The organism is Curtobacterium sp. GD1 (assembly GCF_020882855.1).
GTDB lineage: Bacteria > Actinomycetota > Actinomycetes > Actinomycetales > Microbacteriaceae > Curtobacterium.
The window spans coordinates 44,888-62,882 of the sequence record NZ_JAFEVQ010000003.1 but is presented as its reverse complement, the minus strand read 5'-3'; the positions used below and the strand labels follow the sequence as shown (position 1 = coordinate 62,882).

Annotated in this window: 17 protein-coding genes and 2 tRNA genes; 9 read left to right on the top strand and 10 right to left on the bottom strand. The window is 69.7% G+C overall.

What is annotated here, in order from left to right:
- Positions 1-118 precede the first annotated feature (118 nt).
- Positions 119-2,713, top strand: a complete 2,595-nt coding sequence (valS, locus tag JSX79_RS02695; RefSeq protein ID WP_229085088.1) for a valine--tRNA ligase — start codon at positions 119-121, stop codon at positions 2,711-2,713.
- Positions 2,714-2,778: 65 nt separating this feature from the next.
- Entirely contained in the window at positions 2,779-3,030 is a 252-nt protein-coding gene (locus tag JSX79_RS02690; protein WP_070416567.1) for a hypothetical protein, read from the top strand.
- Positions 3,031-3,128: 98 nt separating this feature from the next.
- Here the strand turns inward: JSX79_RS02690 and JSX79_RS02685 are convergent, their stop codons facing one another.
- Positions 3,129-3,965, bottom strand: coding sequence for an alpha/beta fold hydrolase (locus tag JSX79_RS02685; RefSeq protein ID WP_229085087.1), 837 nt, complete (start codon positions 3,963-3,965; stop codon positions 3,129-3,131).
- A 121-nt stretch (positions 3,966-4,086) separates the two neighbouring features.
- Between JSX79_RS02685 and JSX79_RS02680 the strand changes: the two genes are divergently transcribed.
- Together JSX79_RS02680 and JSX79_RS02675 are read left to right on the top strand one after the other, a co-directional pair.
- Positions 4,087-4,680 (top strand): TetR/AcrR family transcriptional regulator, encoded by a 594-nt coding sequence (locus JSX79_RS02680; protein WP_229085086.1) that lies wholly within the window; start codon positions 4,087-4,089, stop codon positions 4,678-4,680.
- Positions 4,681-4,768: 88 nt separating this feature from the next.
- Complete coding sequence (locus JSX79_RS02675; RefSeq protein ID WP_229085085.1) at positions 4,769-6,796, top strand: M3 family metallopeptidase; 2,028 nt, start codon at positions 4,769-4,771, stop codon at positions 6,794-6,796.
- 470 nt (positions 6,797-7,266) lie between these two features.
- On the opposite strand, the gene clpX is transcribed toward JSX79_RS02675, so the two are convergent.
- Positions 7,267-8,547: an ATP-dependent Clp protease ATP-binding subunit ClpX gene (gene clpX / locus JSX79_RS02670; protein ID WP_022907244.1), complete on the bottom strand. Its 1,281-nt coding sequence runs from the start codon at positions 8,545-8,547 to the stop codon at positions 7,267-7,269.
- A gap of 216 nt (positions 8,548-8,763) precedes the next feature.
- Between clpX and JSX79_RS02665 the strand changes: the two genes are divergently transcribed.
- Entirely contained in the window at positions 8,764-9,489 is a 726-nt protein-coding gene (locus JSX79_RS02665; protein WP_229085084.1) for a YcnI family protein, read from the top strand.
- 143 nt (positions 9,490-9,632) lie between these two features.
- On the top strand, positions 9,633-10,196 hold the full coding sequence (locus tag JSX79_RS02660; protein ID WP_229085083.1) for a copper resistance CopC family protein: 564 nt from the start codon (positions 9,633-9,635) through the stop codon (positions 10,194-10,196).
- A 65-nt stretch (positions 10,197-10,261) separates the two neighbouring features.
- Here JSX79_RS02660 and JSX79_RS02655 read toward each other — a convergent pair whose 3' ends face one another.
- From JSX79_RS02655 to JSX79_RS02635, 5 genes are all read right to left on the bottom strand, one after another.
- A complete protein-coding gene (locus JSX79_RS02655; RefSeq protein ID WP_070416572.1) occupies positions 10,262-10,921 on the bottom strand; it encodes an ATP-dependent Clp protease proteolytic subunit in 660 nt (219 codons plus the stop codon).
- A 29-nt stretch (positions 10,922-10,950) separates the two neighbouring features.
- The gene (locus JSX79_RS02650; RefSeq protein WP_070416573.1) at positions 10,951-11,580 is read right to left on the bottom strand and encodes an ATP-dependent Clp protease proteolytic subunit; all 630 of its coding nucleotides are present in this window, start codon (positions 11,578-11,580) and stop codon (positions 10,951-10,953) included.
- A gap of 168 nt (positions 11,581-11,748) precedes the next feature.
- Entirely contained in the window at positions 11,749-13,056 is a 1,308-nt protein-coding gene (gene tig / locus JSX79_RS02645) for a trigger factor (protein WP_070416574.1), read from the bottom strand.
- A 36-nt stretch (positions 13,057-13,092) separates the two neighbouring features.
- Positions 13,093-13,169: transfer RNA gene (locus tag JSX79_RS02640), tRNA-Pro, on the bottom strand.
- Positions 13,170-13,227: 58 nt separating this feature from the next.
- Entirely contained in the window at positions 13,228-13,566 is a 339-nt protein-coding gene (locus tag JSX79_RS02635; protein WP_229085082.1) for a hypothetical protein, read from the bottom strand.
- 54 nt (positions 13,567-13,620) lie between these two features.
- Between JSX79_RS02635 and JSX79_RS02630 the strand changes: the two genes are divergently transcribed.
- A tRNA-Gly gene (locus tag JSX79_RS02630) sits at positions 13,621-13,691 on the top strand.
- A gap of 16 nt (positions 13,692-13,707) precedes the next feature.
- On the opposite strand, the gene JSX79_RS02625 is transcribed toward JSX79_RS02630, so the two are convergent.
- Positions 13,708-15,393, bottom strand: coding sequence for a glycosyltransferase (locus JSX79_RS02625; protein WP_229085081.1), 1,686 nt, complete (start codon positions 15,391-15,393; stop codon positions 13,708-13,710).
- Complete coding sequence (locus JSX79_RS02620) at positions 15,390-16,559, bottom strand: hypothetical protein (protein ID WP_229085080.1); 1,170 nt, start codon at positions 16,557-16,559, stop codon at positions 15,390-15,392. The genes JSX79_RS02625 and JSX79_RS02620 overlap by 4 nt, the downstream gene beginning before the upstream one ends.
- 232 nt (positions 16,560-16,791) lie before the next feature.
- Here JSX79_RS02620 and JSX79_RS02615 point away from each other — a divergent pair, with 232 nt between their 5' ends.
- Both JSX79_RS02615 and JSX79_RS02610 read left to right on the top strand, forming a co-directional pair.
- A complete protein-coding gene (locus JSX79_RS02615; protein WP_229085079.1) occupies positions 16,792-17,382 on the top strand; it encodes a transcriptional regulator in 591 nt (196 codons plus the stop codon).
- Positions 17,379-17,615 carry a hypothetical protein gene (locus tag JSX79_RS02610; protein ID WP_070416577.1) on the top strand — a complete coding sequence of 79 codons (237 nt, stop codon included), beginning with the start codon at positions 17,379-17,381 and terminating at the stop codon, positions 17,613-17,615. The genes JSX79_RS02615 and JSX79_RS02610 overlap by 4 nt, the downstream gene beginning before the upstream one ends.
- A gap of 36 nt (positions 17,616-17,651) precedes the next feature.
- Here the strand turns inward: JSX79_RS02610 and JSX79_RS02605 are convergent, their stop codons facing one another.
- Positions 17,652-17,984 (bottom strand): hypothetical protein, encoded by a 333-nt coding sequence (locus JSX79_RS02605; RefSeq protein ID WP_229085078.1) that lies wholly within the window; start codon positions 17,982-17,984, stop codon positions 17,652-17,654.
- Between the last annotated feature and the right edge of the window lie 11 nt (positions 17,985-17,995).

Here is a 17,995-nt window from a genome sequence, read left to right as displayed (position 1 = left end):
TCGGTGCGAGCCGCTACGATCGTGGGACTGCGCAGCACGCGCACACACTCAGGCACCTCATCACGGACTCGGTGCCGCACACAGCGGTCGCAGCACCGCACCGAACGGAAGGCCCGCCATGTCGAAGCCCATGCCCGAGAAGCCCACGGTGGACGGACTCGAAGACGTCTGGGGCCCGGTCTGGGAGCAGGACGGCACCTACCGGTTCGACCGCGACGCCGCCGGCGACCGCAGCAACGTCTACTCGATCGACACCCCGCCGCCGACCGCCTCCGGTTCGCTCCACATCGGGCACGTGTTCTCGTACACGCACACCGACCTCAAGGCCCGGTACGAGCGCATGCGCGGCAAGCACGTCTTCTACCCGATGGGCTGGGACGACAACGGTCTCCCCACCGAGCGCCGTGTGCAGAACTACTACGGCGTCCGCTGCGACCCGCAGCTCCCCTACGACGCCACCTTCGTGCCGCCGTTCGAGGGTGGGGACAACAAGTCGTCGAAGGCGGCCGACCAGATCCCGGTGTCGCGCCGCAACTTCATCGAGCTGTGCGAGCGCCTGACCGTGCAGGACGAGCAGCAGTTCGAGCGCCTCTTCCGCACGCTCGGCCTCTCCGTGGACTGGACGCAGTCGTACCGGACGATCGACGACACCTCGCGGGCGAGCGCCCAGCGTGCCTTCCTCCGCAACCTCGAACGTGGTGAGGCCTACCAGGCCGACGCCCCGACGCTCTGGGACGTCACGTTCCGCACGGCCGTGGCCCAGGCCGAGCTCGAGGACAAGGAGATGCCGGGCGCGTACCACGGCATCGCCTTCCACCGCACGGACGGCGGCGACGACGTCGTCATCCAGACCACCCGCCCCGAGCTGCTCCCCGCGTGCGTCGCCCTCGTCGCGCACCCGGACGACGAGCGCTTCCAGGACCTCTTCGGCACGACGGTCCGCTCCCCCCTGTTCGACGTCGAGGTGCCGGTGCTCGCGCACCACCTCGCGCAGCAGGACAAGGGCGCCGGCATCGCGATGGTCTGCACCTTCGGCGACACCACCGACGTCGTGTGGTGGCGCGAGCTGCAGCTGCCGAACCGCGCGATCATCGGGTTCGACGGCCGCGTCCGCTCCGACGAGCCGGCCTGGATCGAGTCCGACGGCGGCAAGGCGCTCTACGCCGAGATGGCCGGCAAGACCGTGTTCTCGGCGAAGAAGGTCGTCGTGGACGCCCTGACCGAGTCCGGCGAGCTGATCGGCGACGTGAAGACGATCAACCACCCCGTGAAGTTCTTCGAGAAGGGCGACAAGCCGCTCGAGATCGTCTCGACCCGCCAGTGGTACATCGTGAACGGTGCCCGCGACGAGCAGCTCAAGGCGACCCTCCGGCAGCGCGGCGACGAGATCGCGTTCCACCCCGACTTCATGCGCGTCCGGTACGACAACTGGGTCGGCGGCCTCTCCGGCGACTGGCTCATCTCGCGCCAGCGCTTCTTCGGCGTGCCGCTGCCGGTCTGGTACCCGCTCGACGCCGACGGCAACCCGGTCTTCGACGAGCCGATCGTCCCGACCGAGGCACAACTGCCCGTCGACCCGGCGTCCGAGCCGGCCCCGGGCTACACCGAGGACCAGCGCGGTGTCGCCGGCGGGTTCCAGGGCGAGCTCGACGTGATGGACACCTGGGCCACCTCGTCGCTCACCCCGCAGCTCGCGGGCAAGTGGGAGACCGACCCGGCGCTCTACGACCTCGTCTACCCCTACGACGTCCGCCCGCAGGCGCAGGACATCATCCGCACGTGGCTGTTCACGACGGTGCTCCGCAGCCAGCTCGAAGCGGACAGCGTGCCGTGGAAGCACGCGAGCATCTCCGGCTTCATCGTGGACCCCGACCGCAAGAAGATGTCGAAGTCGAAGGGCAACGTCGTCACGCCGCTGTCCATCCTCGAGCAGCACGGTGCCGACGCGGTCCGCTACTGGGCGGCCTCGTCGAAGCTCGGGACCGACGCGGCGTTCGACCCGCAGAACCCGAAGCAGATCAAGGTCGGTCGTCGTCTGGCGATCAAGGTCCTCAACGCCGCGAAGTTCGTCTACGGCTTCCCGCTGCCCGAGGGCGCCACGAGCGTCACCGAGCCGCTCGACGTCGACGTGCTCGCCGAGCTCGGGTCGGTCATCGACCAGGCCACCACGGCGTTCGACGCGTTCGACCACGCCCGTGCCCTCGAGGTGATCGAGCGCTTCTTCTGGACCTTCTGCGACGACTACCTCGAGCTCGTCAAGGAGCGCGCGTACGGCACCGCCTCGGACGCGACGCACGAGACCCAGGCGAGCGCGGTCCTCGCGCTCCGCGCCGCGATCGACGCGCTGCTGCGCCTGCTGGCACCGTTCCTCCCGTTCGCGACGGAGGAAGTGTGGGCCTGGACCCACGAGACGAGCGTGCACCGCGCCTCCTGGCCGACCGTGGCCGAGCTGCCCACGCAGGCTGAGCCGACGGGGCTCCTCGGGGCGGTGGGCCAGGCGCTCATCGGCATCCGCGGGGCGAAGACGGCCGCCAAGGCGTCCCAGAAGACGCCCGTGACGCGCGCCGTCGTGCAGGCCCCGGCCGAGACGCGGGCGCTCATCGAGCGCGCTGCGGTCGACCTGGCGGCCGTCGGCCGCATCGAGAACCTGTCGTTCGAGGACGGCGCGGAACTGGCCGTCACCGAGATCGAGCTGGCGGAACAGCAGGCGTAACGTCGGTCGTCCGGGCCGGGTCGCGTGTGCGATCCGGCCCGGCCACCACCGGACTGGAGGCACGGATGCAGTTGGGCAGACGCTGGAACGTGGGTGCCGAGGCACCCGGGCAACTCCCCGAGGCGATGGTCGTTGCCGTGCGGGGCGTCGAGGACGAGCTCGCGTCGGAGTCGGTCGACACGGCGGGGTGGGGCTGGACCCTGACCTTCCTCGAGGGCAAGCCGATGGTCGCGCTCGACGACGGCACCTCGATCCACCTCGACGACGCCGGGCGCGCCCAGGTCACGAACCCCGACGACGCCCCCGAGGAGGACTGAGGGCGCCGCGCGGCGCGCTGCGCATCGCTTGGTGAGCAGGAATGGTCGGGTCCCACTGGGGAACCCGACCATTTCTGCTCACGATGCGAGCACGCGCGCTACTTCGCGAGCCAGCCCAGGAGCACCTCGTTCACCTCGGCGGTGTGCGTGGTGAGCAGGCCGTGCGGGGCGCCCTCGATCTCGACGTACTCCGCCGCGGGCAGAGCCTTGGTGAAGCGTCGGCCGGTGGCGTCGATCGGCAGGATGTTGTCCGCCGTGCCGTGCACGATCAGCGCGGGGACGGTGACCTTCGGGATGTCCTGACGGAAGTCGGTCGGCCAGGTCAGCGGTGCTGCGGCGGACGCGATGGCACCCGATCCGGCAGCGACGTTCCACGCGTTCCGGACGGCCTCCTCCGAGATGCGGGAGCCGAGGTTGTCCGACAGGTTGAAGAAGTCCTGGTAGAAGTTCGTGAAGTACGCGTACCGGTCCTTCTTCACGTCGGCGGCGATGCCTTCGAAGAACGACATCGGGCCGGCGCCGTCGGGGTTGTCGTCGGTGATCGCCAAGAAGGGCTCGAGCGAGGCCAGGAACGCGACCTTCGCGATCCGGTCCTCGCCGTGACGGCCGATGTACCGGGCGATCTCGCCGGTGCCCATCGAGAAGCCGACGAGGATCACGTCGTGCAGGTCGAGGGTCGTCAGGACCGTGTGCAGGTCGTCGGCGAAGGTGTCGTAGTCGTACCCGGTCGACGGCTGCGAGGACTGCCCGAACCCACGGCGGTCGTACGTGATGACGCGGTAGCCGGCGTCGAGCAGGGCTGGGGTCTGGCCCTCCCACGAGTTGCCGTCGAGCGGGAAGCCGTGGATCAGCACGATCGGCTGGCCGGTTCCCTTGTCCTCGTAGTGGAGTTCGATGTCGACGCTGTTCTCGGTCCCGACGGTGATGGCACCCATGGTCGTTCCTTCCCTGAACCTCGCGGAGAACGGTCGTTCTCCGTCGATGTGGCTTACACTAGAGAACGGTCGTTCCCGGCGCAAGTCGAGAACGGTGAACACGCAGCGAACGGGGTACGCCATGCCAACCAGCACGCTCCCGACCGTCGACCCCGACGTCCGGGCACAGATCGTCGACGTCGCCGACCAGCTCTTCTACGCGCGCGGCATCCAGTCCGTCGGCATGGACGAGATCCGCACCGGCGCCGGGGTGTCGCTCAAGAAGCTCTACGCCGCGTTCCCCGGCAAGGAGCAGCTGATCGCCGCGGTCCTCGCCGGACGCCACGACGTCTGGGAACACGGGGTCCACGGCGCGGTCGACACCGCCACCACCCCGCGTGACAAGCTGCTCGCGGTCTACGACTTCCTCGAGTCGTGGTTCGGCGACGACACCTTCCGCGGCTGCGGGTTCATCAACGCGTTCGGCGAGCTCGGGGCCACCTCCCCCGCCGTCGCCGAGATCGCCCGTGCCCACAAGGACTCGTTCCAGCGCTTCGTGCAGGACCTCGCGGCCTCGGTCGTCCGCGACCCCGCCACCGCCGAGGAACTCGCCGCCCAGCTCGCCCTCCTCGCCGAGGGGGCACAGACCACGGCCGCGATCGCCGGGTCGACGACCCCGGCGCGGCACGCGCGGCGGGCAGCCGAGACCCTCATCGACGCGGCGACGCGCGCCTGAGACGCCACCGACCGTCGGACAGGAGGCGCGGGTCGGGTCCGCACCGCGCCTCCCGTCCGACAGCGTCACCGGTCCGTAGGGTGGAGCGATGGCAACCCCGTTCGATGGACCGAGCACCCTTCCCTACGCCCTCCCGCCGTTCCGCGAGGTACGGCTCGAGCACTACCGCCCCGCGTTCGACGCCGGCATGGCCGAGCAGCGCACCGAGGTCGAGGCGATCGCCGCCTCCCCCGACGAGCCCACTTTCGAGAACACCCTCGTGGCGCTCGAGCGCACCGGGCAGCTGCTCGCCCGCGTGAGCCACGCGTTCTTCACGCTGTCGTCGGCGGACTCGACGCCGGAGCTGCACGACCTCGAGGCCGAGGTCTCCCCGCTCCTCGCCGCGCACCGCGACGCGATCACGCTCGACGGACGTCTGTACGCACGGGTGGCGGCGGTCCGCGATTCGCTCGACGACCGGGCCGACCTCACCGACGAGGACCGTCGGCTGGTCGAGCGGACGCACACCGAGATGACCCTCGCGGGCGCCGGGCTCGACGACGCCGGCAAGGAACGGCTCACCGCGATCAACCAGGAGCTCTCGACGCTCACGACGACCTTCGAGCGGAACCTGCTCGAAGACACGAACGACCTCGCCGTGCACGTGTCCGATGTTTCGGAACTGTCCGGCCTCGACGACGGCGCGACGTCCGCCGCCGCCGCAGCCGCTGCCGACCGGGGGCTCGACGGCTGGCTCATCACACTGCCGCTCTACACCGGGCATCCGTGGCTGTCGTCGCTGGCCGACCGCGGGCTGCGTCGGCGGATCATGGAGGCGTCGCTCTCCCGTGGCCGTCGGGGCAACGAACACGACAACCGCGACGTCCTCCTGCGCATCGTCCGACTCCGGGCCGAGCGCGCCGAACTCCTCGGCTTCCCGAACCACGCCGCGGTCGTCACGGCCGACGAGACCGCGGGCACGCCCGAAGCCGTCGACGGTCTGCTGTCGTCACTCGTCGGCGCGGCCGCTCGCAACGCCGACGACGAACGGGACGTCCGCGCCCGGGTGCTCGGTCACGAGGTCGAGTCGTGGGACTGGGCGTACGCGACCGAGCTCCTGCGCGGCGAGCAGTTCGCGGCGGACAGCTCGGTGCTCCGCCCCTACTTCGAGGCCGACCGGGTGCTGCACGACGGTGTCTTCCACGCTGCCGGCGAGCTCTACGGCCTGACCTTCACCGAGCGCCCCGACCTGCACGGGTACAACGACGAGGTGCGGGTGTTCGAGGTGCGCGGCGCCTCCGGTGAGGAGGTCGGGCTCTACCTGCTCGACCTCTACACGCGGGACGGCAAGCGCGGCGGCGCGTGGATGAACCCCGTCGTGGAGCAGTCCGCGCTGCTCGGCACGCTGCCCGTCGTCGTGAACAACCTCAACGTCGCGAAGCCGGCCGCCGGATCACCGACTCTCCTCATCCAGGACGAGGTCGAGACGCTCTTCCACGAGTTCGGGCACGCGCTGCACGGCCTCATCGCCCGCACCACCTACCCCCGCTTCTCGGGCACGAACGTGGAGCGGGACTTCGTCGAGTTCCCGTCGCAGGTGAACGAGATGTGGGTGTCGTGGCCGTCCGTCCTGGCGAACTACGCCAAGCACCACGAGACCGGAGCGCCGCTGCCGCCGGAGCTCGTCCTGGGGCTCAGCGACTCCGCCGGCTTCAACGAGGGGTTCGCGACGACGGAGTACCTCGCCGCGGCGCTGCTCGACCAGGCGTGGCACCGGCTCTCCGCTGCCTCGGCGGCTTCCGTGACCTCGGTCGAGGACTTCGAGCGGGCGGCTCTGGAATCCGCGGGCATCGCGGTCGAGGCCGTCCCGCCGCGGTACTCGTCGACGTACTTCGCGCACACGTTCTCGGGCGGGTACGACGCCGGGTACTACGGGTACATCTGGTCCGAGGTGCTCGATGCCGACACCGTGGAGTGGTTCCGCTCGAACGGTGGGCTCTCGCGCGCAGCGGGTGAGCGGTTCGCGTCGAAGTTGCTCGGTGTCGGTGGGGCGAAGGACCCGCTCGAGGCGTACCGGGACTTCCGCGGGCGCGATGCCGAGGTGGGGCCGCTGTTGCGGCGCCGCGGGCTGGAGTAGCAGGGCGCGGGCTGCGCTGCGCTGCGCTGCGCTGCGGCGCAAGCTGCCGGCGCACAACCAAAGTCACCCCGAGCCGCGCGCATGCGCGGTTCGGGGTGACTTGCGTTGTGCGCCGCGCGCCGACGCGCAGCGTCGAACCACGTTTCCGACGTCGAACCGCCACCGACGGCCGGTTCGACGTCGGAAACGTGGTTCGAACGCGCCCGGCCCGCCGCCGCGCGAGAGCCGACACCTGCGCTGTCGCGCGACCGCGGATCGCGCCCGCCTACGAGCACCGCGCCCCCGCGTTCCGGTGCGGTGTTCGTCCGAGGGCGCGGCGCCGCCACGCTGCGCCCGCCGTGGGATGGTGCCAGCCGCCGCGGCCCGGCGCACTACCGAAGTCACCCCGAACCGCGCGGATGCGCAGTTCGGGGTGACCCGCGTTGTGCGAAGCGCAGCGCGGCGCGCAAGCGCGCGCCGCGCGCCCTGCGCTACGCGGACTTCTCGACGCGCTTCGCCCTCGGCCGCGGGACGATCGTCGGCGCAGCGTTCTCGAGCACCGACTCGCGGGTGATCACGACACGTGCGACATCGTCGTCCGACGGCACGTCGAACATCACCGGCCCGAGCACCTCTTCGAGGATCGCCCGGAGCCCACGAGCACCCGTCTGCCGCAACACCGCGAGGTCCGCGATCGCCTCGAGCGCACCCCGATCGAACTCGAGCTCCACCCCGTCGATCTGGAACATCCGCTGGTACTGCTTCACGAGCGCGTTCTTCGGCTCGGTCAGGATCTGCATGAGCGCCGACTGGTCGAGCTGCGACACCGTGGTCACGACGGGGAGACGCCCGATGAACTCCGGGATGAGCCCGAACTTGTGCAGGTCTTCCGGCAGGACGTCGGCGTAGAGGTCCTGCTGGTCGAGCGGGCTGTGCAAGGGTGCACCGAAGCCGATGCCCCGCTTGCCGACGCGCGACGAGACGATGTCCTCGAGCCCGGCGAACGCCCCCGCCACGATGAACAGCACGTTCGTCGTGTCGATCTGGATGAACTCCTGATGCGGGTGCTTCCGACCGCCCTGCGGCGGGACGGAGGCGACCGTGCCCTCGAGGATCTTGAGCAGCGCCTGCTGCACGCCTTCGCCCGAGACGTCGCGCGTGATCGACGGGTTCTCGGCCTTGCGTGCGATCTTGTCGACCTCGTCGATGTAGATGATGCCGGTCTCGGCACGCTTCACGTCGTAGTCGGCCGCCTGGATGAGCTTGAGCAGGATGTTCTCGACGTCTTCGCCGACGTACCCGGCCTCGGTCAGGGCAGTGGCGTCCGCGACGGCGAAGGGCACGTTGAGCCGCTTCGCGAGGGTCTGGGCGAGGTAGGTCTTGCCGCAACCGGTCGGCCCGATGAGCAGGATGTTCGACTTCGCGATCTCGATGTCGTCGCGGTCTTCGGCTGCGGTGATCTGCCCCTGCGCGCGGATACGCTTGTAGTGGTTGTAGACCGCCACTGCGAGGGAGCGCTTCGCCGGGTCCTGCCCGATGACGTACTCCTGCAGGAAGTCGAAGATCTCGCGCGGCTTGGGGAGCTCGAAGTCACCGCTGGCGGTGTCCTCGCCGGCTTCGGCCAGTCGCTCTTCGATGATCTCGTTGCACAACTCGACGCACTCGTCGCAGATGTACACCCCGGGACCGGCGATCAGCTGCTGGACCTGCTTCTGGCTCTTGCCGCAGAAGGAGCACTTGAGCAGGTCAGCGCTCTCTCCGATGCGTGCCATGTCGGTGCCCTCCTTGGTAGACCGATGCAGGTCGACGACCTGCCCGACTCGTACCGAGCCTAATCGCAACCGGTGACACCGACCGCGACGCCGAGCCGGTTTCGCCCGGCGCGTTCGCCCAGGGCGTTCGATCCTGCTACCGTGTCCACGACTTCTCTACAAGTTGTAGAAGCCGCAGTCGCGGGTCGGAGGACCCGCAGTCCCGGAAGGAACCCCATGTCCAAGCGCCTCGCCGTCGTCGGCACCGCGACCCTCGGCGTCACCGCTGCGATCGTCCTCGGCACCGCGGGTGTCGCCAGCGCCCACGTCTCGGCGACGGCCACCTCGACCGCGGCGAACTCGTACACGACGGCCACCTTCTCGGTCCCGCACGGCTGCGACGGCTCCCCCACGACGAAGATCGAGTTCCAGGTGCCGGAGTCCGTCATCGAGGTCACGCCGACCGTCAACCCGAACTGGACGATCACGAAGGCCACGGCGCCGTACACGAGCCCGTCGGCCTCCGCGGACGACGAGTCCGCCGAGGACGCGGGCGAACGCGTCACGAGCGTCACCTACACGGCGAAGACCCCGCTCCCCGCCGACGAGCGCGACACCTTCGCGCTGTCCTTCTCGCTCCCGGACGGCAAGCCCGGCGACCTCGTCGAGTTCCCGGCCCTGCAGACCTGCGAGAAGGGCTCGGTCGAGTGGAACCAGGAGCAGAAGGCCGGAGAAGCCGAGCCCGAGCACCCCGCGCCCTCGATCACGCTGACCGCGGCCGAGGCCACCGACGACGACGGTGACCTCGTCGCCGCCACCCCCACGGCCGCAGCGGCAGCGGAGTCCACGCCCGCCGACCCCGACCTCGTCGGACGCTTCCTCGGCCTCGGCGGCCTGGTGCTCGGCGCAGCCGCCCTGGTCGTCGCCGTCGCCGGCACCCGCCGTCGGAGCGCCTCCAAGTGACGGAGCGCGACACCTCGACGAGGCGCGTCACGTCGACGGACCGCGTCACGTCAACGGAGCGGTCACCGCGCCTCCGGCGGGCCTGGAGGCGCGGTGCCGGTGTCGCCGCCACCCTCGCCATCGCAGGCGGTGCGGTCCTCGGCTTGGCCGGCCCCGCCAGCGCGCACAACTACATGATCGCCTCGACCCCGAAGGTCGACGGCACGCTGACCGCGCTGCCGAAGGCCTTCGAGATCACGACGAACGACAAGCTGCTCGACATCGACGACACGAACTCGGGCTTCGCCTACCGGATCGTCGGCCCCGACGGGAAGTACTACGAGGACGGCTGCCTCGACGTGGACGGCCCCTCGATGACCACGAAGGCGGCACTCGGCGCCTCGGGGAAGTACACCGTCGAGTGGCAGATCGTCTCCGCCGACGGGCACACCGTGTCCGACGAGTACCGCTTCACGTGGGACGCCCCCGCCGGGTTCACCCCGTCGAAGGGCTCGTCCACCCCGCCCGTCTGCGCCACGGCCGGCAGTGCGGCGAGTGCCAGTGCCGACACCACGGGCACCGCCTCGGGCGACACCGACTCCACGACGTCCGACGCCCTCTGGATCGGTGCCGGCGGCGTCGTGCTCGTCGGGCTCGTCGTCGCGCTCCTGCTGCTCCTGCGTCGTCGCCCCGCCCCCGCGGCCGACGACGACCCCACCGACGACTGACCCCACGGCACGACGAAGGCCCCGCACCGATCGGTGCGGGGCCTTCGTCGTGCGGGTCGCCGGTACTACTTGACGAGCGCCGGCAGGTTCTTGCGGCTCGTGAGGACCTGGTCGATCAGGCCGTACTCGAGCGCCTCTTCGGCGGACATGATCTTGTCGCGCTCGATGTCGTTGTTGACCTGCTCCGGCGTGCGGTTCGAGTGCTTCGACAGGGTCTCCTCGAGCCAGGTGCGCATGCGGAGGATCTCCGCTGCCTGGATCTCGATGTCGGAGGCCTGACCGCCGCCCTGCTGGACCGCCGGCTGGTGGATGAGCACGCGGGCGTTCGGGAGCGCCAGACGCTTGCCGGGGGTACCGGCAGCGAGGAGCACCGACGCCGCCGAGGCAGCCTGACCGAGGCAGACCGTCTGGATCTGCGGACGGATGTACTGCATCGTGTCGTAGATCGCCGTCATCGCGGTGAACGAGCCACCGGGCGAGTTGATGTACATGACGATGTCGCGGTCCGGGTCCATCGACTCGAGCACGAGCAGCTGGGCCATGACGTCGTCGGCCGACGCGTCGTCGACCTGGACGCCGAGGAACACGATGCGGTCCTCGAACAGCTTCGCGTACGGGTCCTGCCGCTTGTAGCCGTAGGCCGTGCGCTCTTCGAAGCTCGGCAGGATGTACCGATCAGTGGGGGCCGGGACGTTCTGCGCGCCACCGAGCATGGGGAGATGCATTCTCGTTTCCTTTTCTTCGGTGGGTGGGGTCAGGACTGGGCGTCGGGCTCGGCCGCGTCGGTGGGGGTCTCGCCGTCGCCGACGGTGCCACCACCGCCGATGACCTCGGTCGACGATGCGCGGAGGTGGTCGACGAAGCCGTACTCGAGGGCTTCCTGCGCCGTGAACCAGTTGTCGCGGTCGTTGTCCTTGAGGATCTGCTCGATCGACTTGCCGGTCTGCTCCGCCGTGAGCTCGGCCATCCGCTGCTTCATGTCGAGGATGACCTTCGCCTGCGTCTGGATGTCGGCGGCCGTACCACCGAACCCACCCGACGGCTGGTGCAGGAGCACACGCGCGTTCGGGGTGATGTAGCGCTTGCCCGGGGTGCCCGACGAGAGCAGGAACTGCCCCATCGAGGCGGCGAGGCCGATGCCCACCGTGACGATGTCGTTCGGCACGAACTGCATCGTGTCGTAGATCGCCATACCGGCGGTGATCGAGCCACCGGGCGAGTTGATGTAGAGGTAGATGTCCTTCTCAGGGTCCTCGGCGGCGAGCATCAGCAGCTTGGCTGCGATCTCGTTCGAGTTGTCGTCGCGGACCTCGGAGCCGAGCCACACGATCCGGTCTCTCAGAAGGCGGTCAAAAACACTGGGGTTCAGTGTCGCTTCGGCCATGGAAAAGCTCCCGTTCAGTTGTCGCTTGTTGTCGAACTTATCGGGTGCAACGCACCACTTCTCGTCTGTTCGCTGTCGGCAATGCGGTGGTGCCGAAATACGGGACGGGAGGCGCGGTGCCAGCTGGCACCGCGCCTCCCGTCCGTCGTGCTGGTGGCGTCGAGATCGTTACTCGGCGTCCTCCGCAGGCGTCTGCGCGACCCCCGCCGTGAAGGCGGAGAGGTCGACGTCGTCACCGTTGGTGTCCTTGACGGTCACCTTGGAGAGGACGGTCGCGACGGCCTTGGAGCGCGCGACCTCGCCGACCATGCCCGGGATCTGCCCGTTCTGGTCGATGACCTTGATGAACTCGCCCGGCTCCATGCCGTACTGCGCAGCGGCCTGGATGAGGTACTGCGTGAGCTCTTCCTGCGAGACCTGGATCTCTTCCTTCTCGGCGATCGAGTCGAGGAGGATCTGCGAGCGGAAGGCCTTCTCGCTGGACTCGGAGACCTCCTTGCGGTGCTCGTCGTCCTCGAGGCGGTTCTCCTGCTCGAGGTGACGGTGCACCTCGTCCTCGATGAGCTGCTCTGAGATCGGGATGTTGACGTCCTCGATGAGCTTCTCGACGAGCTTGTCGCGAGCCGCGGCGCCCTGACCGAAGGTCTTGGACTTCGCGATCTGCTCCTTGAGGTCCGCCTTGAGCTCGTCGATCGTGTCGAACTGGCTGGCGATCTGCGCGAACTCGTCGTCGGCCTCGGGGAGCTCGCGCTCCTTGACGGCGGTGACGGTCACGGCGATCTGGGCGATCTCGCCTTCGCGGTCGCCACCGACGAGCTTCGACTCGAAGGTGGTGGACTCGCCGGCGGTGAGGGACTCGAGCGCCTCGTCGATGCCCTCGAGCAGGTCGCCGGAGCCGATCTCGTAGGAGACGCCGGTGGCCGAGTCGACCTCGTCGTCGCCGATGGTGGCGGTGAGGTCGATCTGGGCGAAGTCACCCGTGGTCGCCGGACGGTCGACCGTGACGAGCGTGCCGAAGCGGGTGCGCAGGTTCTGCAGCTCCTCTTCGATCTCGTCGTCCGAGACCTCGACCGCGTCGACGGTGAGCTCGTACTTGTCGTACTCCGGCAGGTCGAACTCGGGACGGACGTCCACCTCGAAGGTGAGGACGAGGTCGCCCGTGAAGTCCTTGACGTTCGGGAGCTCGGCGACGTCGGCCTCGGCACGACCGAGGATGCGCAGCTCCTGCTCCTCCACCGCCTGGCGGTAGAAGTTGTCGATGGCGTCGCCGACGGCGTGGTTCAGGACCTCGCCGCGGCCGACGCGCTGGTCGACGATCGCCGGCGGGACCTTGCCCTTGCGGAAGCCGGGGATGTTGATCTGCTCGGCGATGTGCTTGTACGCGTGGTCGATGCTCGGCTTGAGATCTTCCGGCGTCACGTTCACGGTGAGCTTGACGCGGGTGTCGCTCACCTTGTCGACGGTGCTGGTGGCCAAGGGATGTTCTCCTGTTGGTTGACGTTCGTGTGGTCCTGGTCGGGGCGACAGGATTTGAACCTGCGACCTCCCGCTCCCAAAGCGGGCGCTCTACCAAGCTGAGCTACGCCCCGTTTGACTGGGCCAGGGGTGTCCGCGCACGCCGGTGGGGCGCATGCGACGCCGATGAGTCTAGCGGTCCCCGGGCGCGCGGTTCCCGGCAGGTTCGGAGCCGTCTTCGGCGTCGTCCTGCGCGCGTCGTCGCAGGCCCGTCCGCCACCGCACGCCGACGACGACCTGCACGCCGAGCGCGGCCACCGCGAGCAGGATGCCGGCGACGATGCGCCACGCGTGCAGGAGCGCGTGCGCGGGCTGGGTCTGCGGGTCCCCGAACAGCTCCGGCCGCAACGAGAGGACGATCGCGGCGAGGACGACCAACGCGTAGGAGAGCACGCGCGAGCGCTTGATCCGCCGGGCGTCCCGGTCGCTCGGCGGGAGCACGACCCGGGACGACACGGTACGTGGTGACATGTCGGTGCTCGTTCGTCCGCTACGATGGTCGGGCTGCGCCTGGTGCGCAGGCGCGGGGATGTAGCTCAATGGTAGAGCCCCAGTCTTCCAAACTGGCCACGCGGGTTCGATTCCCGTCATCCCCTCCGGTTCCCGTCCGGCTCAAGTCGTCTTCGTGAGTCCGTGCTCGGTCTTCTCCCAGTAGTGCGGGCGCGTGATCAGCTGCCAGAGGCCCTTGTACGCCGCGATCGAATGCAGGACCCAGTAGAACGGGTTGAGCAGCGCCCACCCCATCAGGTCGAAGCGCGCACGCTTGTACGGCCCCATCATGGTCAGGTAGATCATCGTCGCGTTGCCGAGCAGGAAGTCGAGCACGCAGAGCCAGAGCACGGGCGTCGGGAACACCGGCGCCGTCCACGAGCTCGGGAGCACGAACGTCGCGATGGTGACGACGATCCCGGGCAGCATCCCGAGGAACGTCAGCGGCGTCCCCGCGATGAGCAGCGTGAACGCGGCGGCGCGGCGCAACCCGATCTCCCGGACGAGCGCGCGGGGTCGGCGGGCGTGCACGAGGGCCGTCTGCATGTAGCCCTTGATCCACCGCGACCGCTGCCGGACGAAGTTCGGGATCGACGTGTTCGCCTCCTCCATCGTCGTGGAGTTGACGACGGACACGCGGTAGCCCACGGCGGACGCACGGATCCCGAGGTCGGCGTCCTCGGTGACGTTGTAGGGATCCCAGCCGCCGAGTTCGCGCAGGAGCTCGGTGCGGAAGTGGTTCGAGGTGCCGCCGAGCGGGATCGGGAGGTTCCGGGCATCCAGGCCGGCGAGCATGTAGTCGAACCAGTACGAGTACTCGAGCGTGAACATCCGGGTGAGAGCGTTCTCGTCGGCGTTGAAGTAGCTCAGGGCGGCCTGCACGCACACGGTGTCGGCGCCGGCACGGCCGAACGACACGAAGACCTTCTTGAGCTGGTCCGGGTCCGGTCGGTCCTCGGCGTCGTAGATCACGACGTACTCGCCGCGCGCGATGGCGAGCCCGACGTTGCACGCGCGGGGCTTCGTCTGCGGGCTGCCCGGCGGGACGATGACGACGCGCATCCACGGCGGCGGGCTCGCGTCGAGGACGGCCTGGCGGGTCTCGTGGTCCTCGGCCTCCACGAGCACGAGGACCTCGAGCCGGTCCTTCGGCCAGTCGAGCACCTCGAGGTTGCGCACCAGGTCGTGCACGATGTTCGCCTCGCGGAAGACGGGCACGAGCACGGTGTACGTCGGCAGGGTCGATTCGTCGAGCGCCTCGATGTCCGCGGTCGACACCTGCTCGACGAGGTCGAACCGCGCCCCGACCATCGACACCCAGAACTTGAAGACGATCCCGGCGAGGAAGCCGAGCGAGAGGACCGCCGTCGCGATCGCGGCCGTGGTGCCCGGGGCGAGGACGAGGCAGAGGACGAACACCAGCAGGGCCGCGGCACCGCCGACCTGCTGTCCGCGCGACAGCACCGTGCGTGCCGACATCGCCGGGTTCGTGCGGGCGAGGTCGTGGGCAGCGATGTCCGCGAGCTCGTCGTCCAGCTCCCACATGATGCGCTGGCGGACGACGGACTCGTCGACGGTCCGGAGCACGACGGGCTCGCCGAACTCCTCGGTCAGCGCCGCTCGCAGCACGTCGGGGTCGGACCGACCGCTGGTGAGCACGAGCACGCCGTCACGGACCCGGGCCGAGGCGACCCAGCCCTCGTCGACGTGCCGACGGACCGAGCACCGGTGGACGGGTCGCCAGTCGGTGTCCGCGCCACGGTGGCGCGGGGCCGCCGTGGGTGCGTCGGTCGGCACGAGCGCGGTCACGAGGCCACCGCCGCGACGAGGACGTGCATCCACTCGAGGACGACCTCCCGCTGGAACGCCGCTGCCCAGGCGAGCGGGATCTGCAGCGCCGCGAGCACGGTGATCAGCATGCTCGTGGTCCGGGTCGTCGCTCGGGGCAGGATCGCCACCGCGACCGCGAGCATCGTCACGAAGGTGTTGCCGGCGGTCGCAGCCGGGATCAGGCCGATCGCGTACCCGGCGAGGATCCCGGCGAACAGGGCGAACACGATCGCGATCGCTCCCGGGCGGTGCACGAGGAGGGCGAGCAGGCACCCGGCCAGCACCATCGCACCGAGCAGGAGCCCGTCGAACGAGGTGAAGAGGTGGTCCAGGACCGCCAGACGCTGGGTGTCGAGGCTCACGGTGCGCCGGAGGGCCGCGAACGGATCCCGCAGGACGAGCAGGTCGAGGACGGCCACGGAGCCGAGGACCGCGACGCTCGGGAAGACGAGGACCATCGTGTTCGCGCGCCGGAGCCCGTGCTGCCCCTGCCGGGCCACCTCGAGCAGCGGGACGGTCACGGCTGCGACGACGACGTAGACGAGTCCCATCGGGTCGAGCAGTGTCGAGAGCATGAGCGACAGCCCGGCCCGGAAGCCCGCCTGCGTGTCGCCGTAGGACGAGAACCGCACCATGTCCGTCAGCGCGACGGCGAAGAGCGCGATGCCGAGGAAGGCCTGCAGGTCGTTCAGCGCCACGAACGCGTAGAGGGGGTTCGCCCCGAGCGCGACGGTGAACACGACGACCTTGCGCATCCGGACACCGCGCCGGAGCATCGCCTGTGCGAGGACCTGGAGGAAGACACCTGCCGCGACACCCCCGAGCACCGCGGCGCCGTGCACGCCGAACGGCAGGAACCGCAGCAGGACGCCGGAGAGCAGTGGGTAGAGCTGTCCGATCGCCTGGACGACTCCTCCGTCGAGCGCGGCGGTCGCCCGGTCCAGGGTGGCCTGGTTGCCGGTGGCCGCGAGCTGCGGAGTCGTCGCGGCACCGACGGTGAGCAGTGCCACCGTCACGTACGGCAGCGCGAACGCCGCGCGGAGGAGCCACCGCGTCGTGGTCGCGGGGAGCGGCCGGAGCGCGGCGCGGGGAACCGAACGCGCTGGCGTCGGGACGACGATGCGTCGGGGAACCGAGACGGTCATGCGTGCTCCTTCGGGTGAGCAGACGTACGAGCCCTGCCCCTCCATCCCAGTGCACGGACCGTTCCGCCGACAGACCACGTACGGGGTACAAACTTGTCCCCATTACGGCCCACTTGTGACCCATCCGGGGGGAATTCCCCTTCCGGTCCTCACCGCCGGGCGTGGACCATCAGCAAAGACATGTTTGCAACGAACTGTTTGCAAACATCTCTTTGCGGTGTACGGTCATGTCATGACCGACGAGACCCGCATCCTCGACGTCGCCGCCCTCAAGGCGCTGGCGCACCCGCTCCGGGCGCGCCTGCTCGACCTGCTCTCCCAGAACGGCCCCTCGACCGCGACGTCGCTCGGCGCGAAGCTGGGCGAGTCCAGCGGCTCGACGAGCTACCACCTCCGGCAGCTCGAGCGCCACGGGTTCGTCCACGAGCTCCCCGACCGCGGCAACGCCCGCGAGCGCTGGTGGGAACGCACCGCCGGTCGGATCAGCATCGGCAGCCCCGACCAGGGCCCGGCCTCCCCCGCGCAGCAGACGGCGACGCAGCTCGCGAGCCTCGCCGTGATGGACGCCGAGAACGACCTGGTGCGCGAGTGGACCACCCGTGACCCCGACACCGTCCCGGCCGACTGGCGTGGCGTCTCGGGGTCGTCGACCTACGTCGCGCTCACTCCCGACGAGTACGGCGCGATGTGGCGGGAGTTCGAGGCCGTCATCGAGCGGTACCGCGCCATCCGCGGGCAGGCCGCCGATCTGCCCGAGGGCGTCCGTCGTGTGTTCGCCCAGGTCCGCAGCGTCCCGATCATCGACGAGGAGCCGACACCGTGACCACCTACCAGCCCCGCACGCTCCCGGTCCCGCCGATCTCGCCGGTCGAGGTCCTGACCAACCGACTCGGCACCGCGCTCGTCCGCTGGAGCCTCCGGCACGCCGAACGCCGTGCCCTCCGAGCCGTCACGGCCCGCGAACGCGCCCTCCGTCGCGCGCTCGGTGAGCAGGCCCCGGCGATCACGAGCACCACGACCGACCTGGTCGCGGCCGAGCTCCGTCGGCGCTGGTGACCCGGCCGGCACAGTTCCCGCCGGATCTCGGGACTGCTAGCGAGCGCCCACCGGCTCCTCTTCGACTTCCTGCCGCAGCATCCGGTAGTGCCGCTCCCATCCGGGCGTACCCCGGCCGGCGGCGTGCAGCGCCGTCCTGACGGCGCCGAGCGCCCGATCGAGCGCACCGAACTCGTCGTCGGCGACGACACCGATCGAGAAGGTGAGGGTGCCGGTCGCGAGGTCGGCGGTCAGGTCCTGATCGTGGATGTCCTCGAGATCGAACAGCGCTTCAGCGATGACGTCGAAGTCCGTCGGGAGCTCTGCCCGGAAGTCGTCCGATGCTCCGAGCAATGCTGCGCACTCGACGCGTACGAGGTAGTTCGTCATGACGTTCTCCT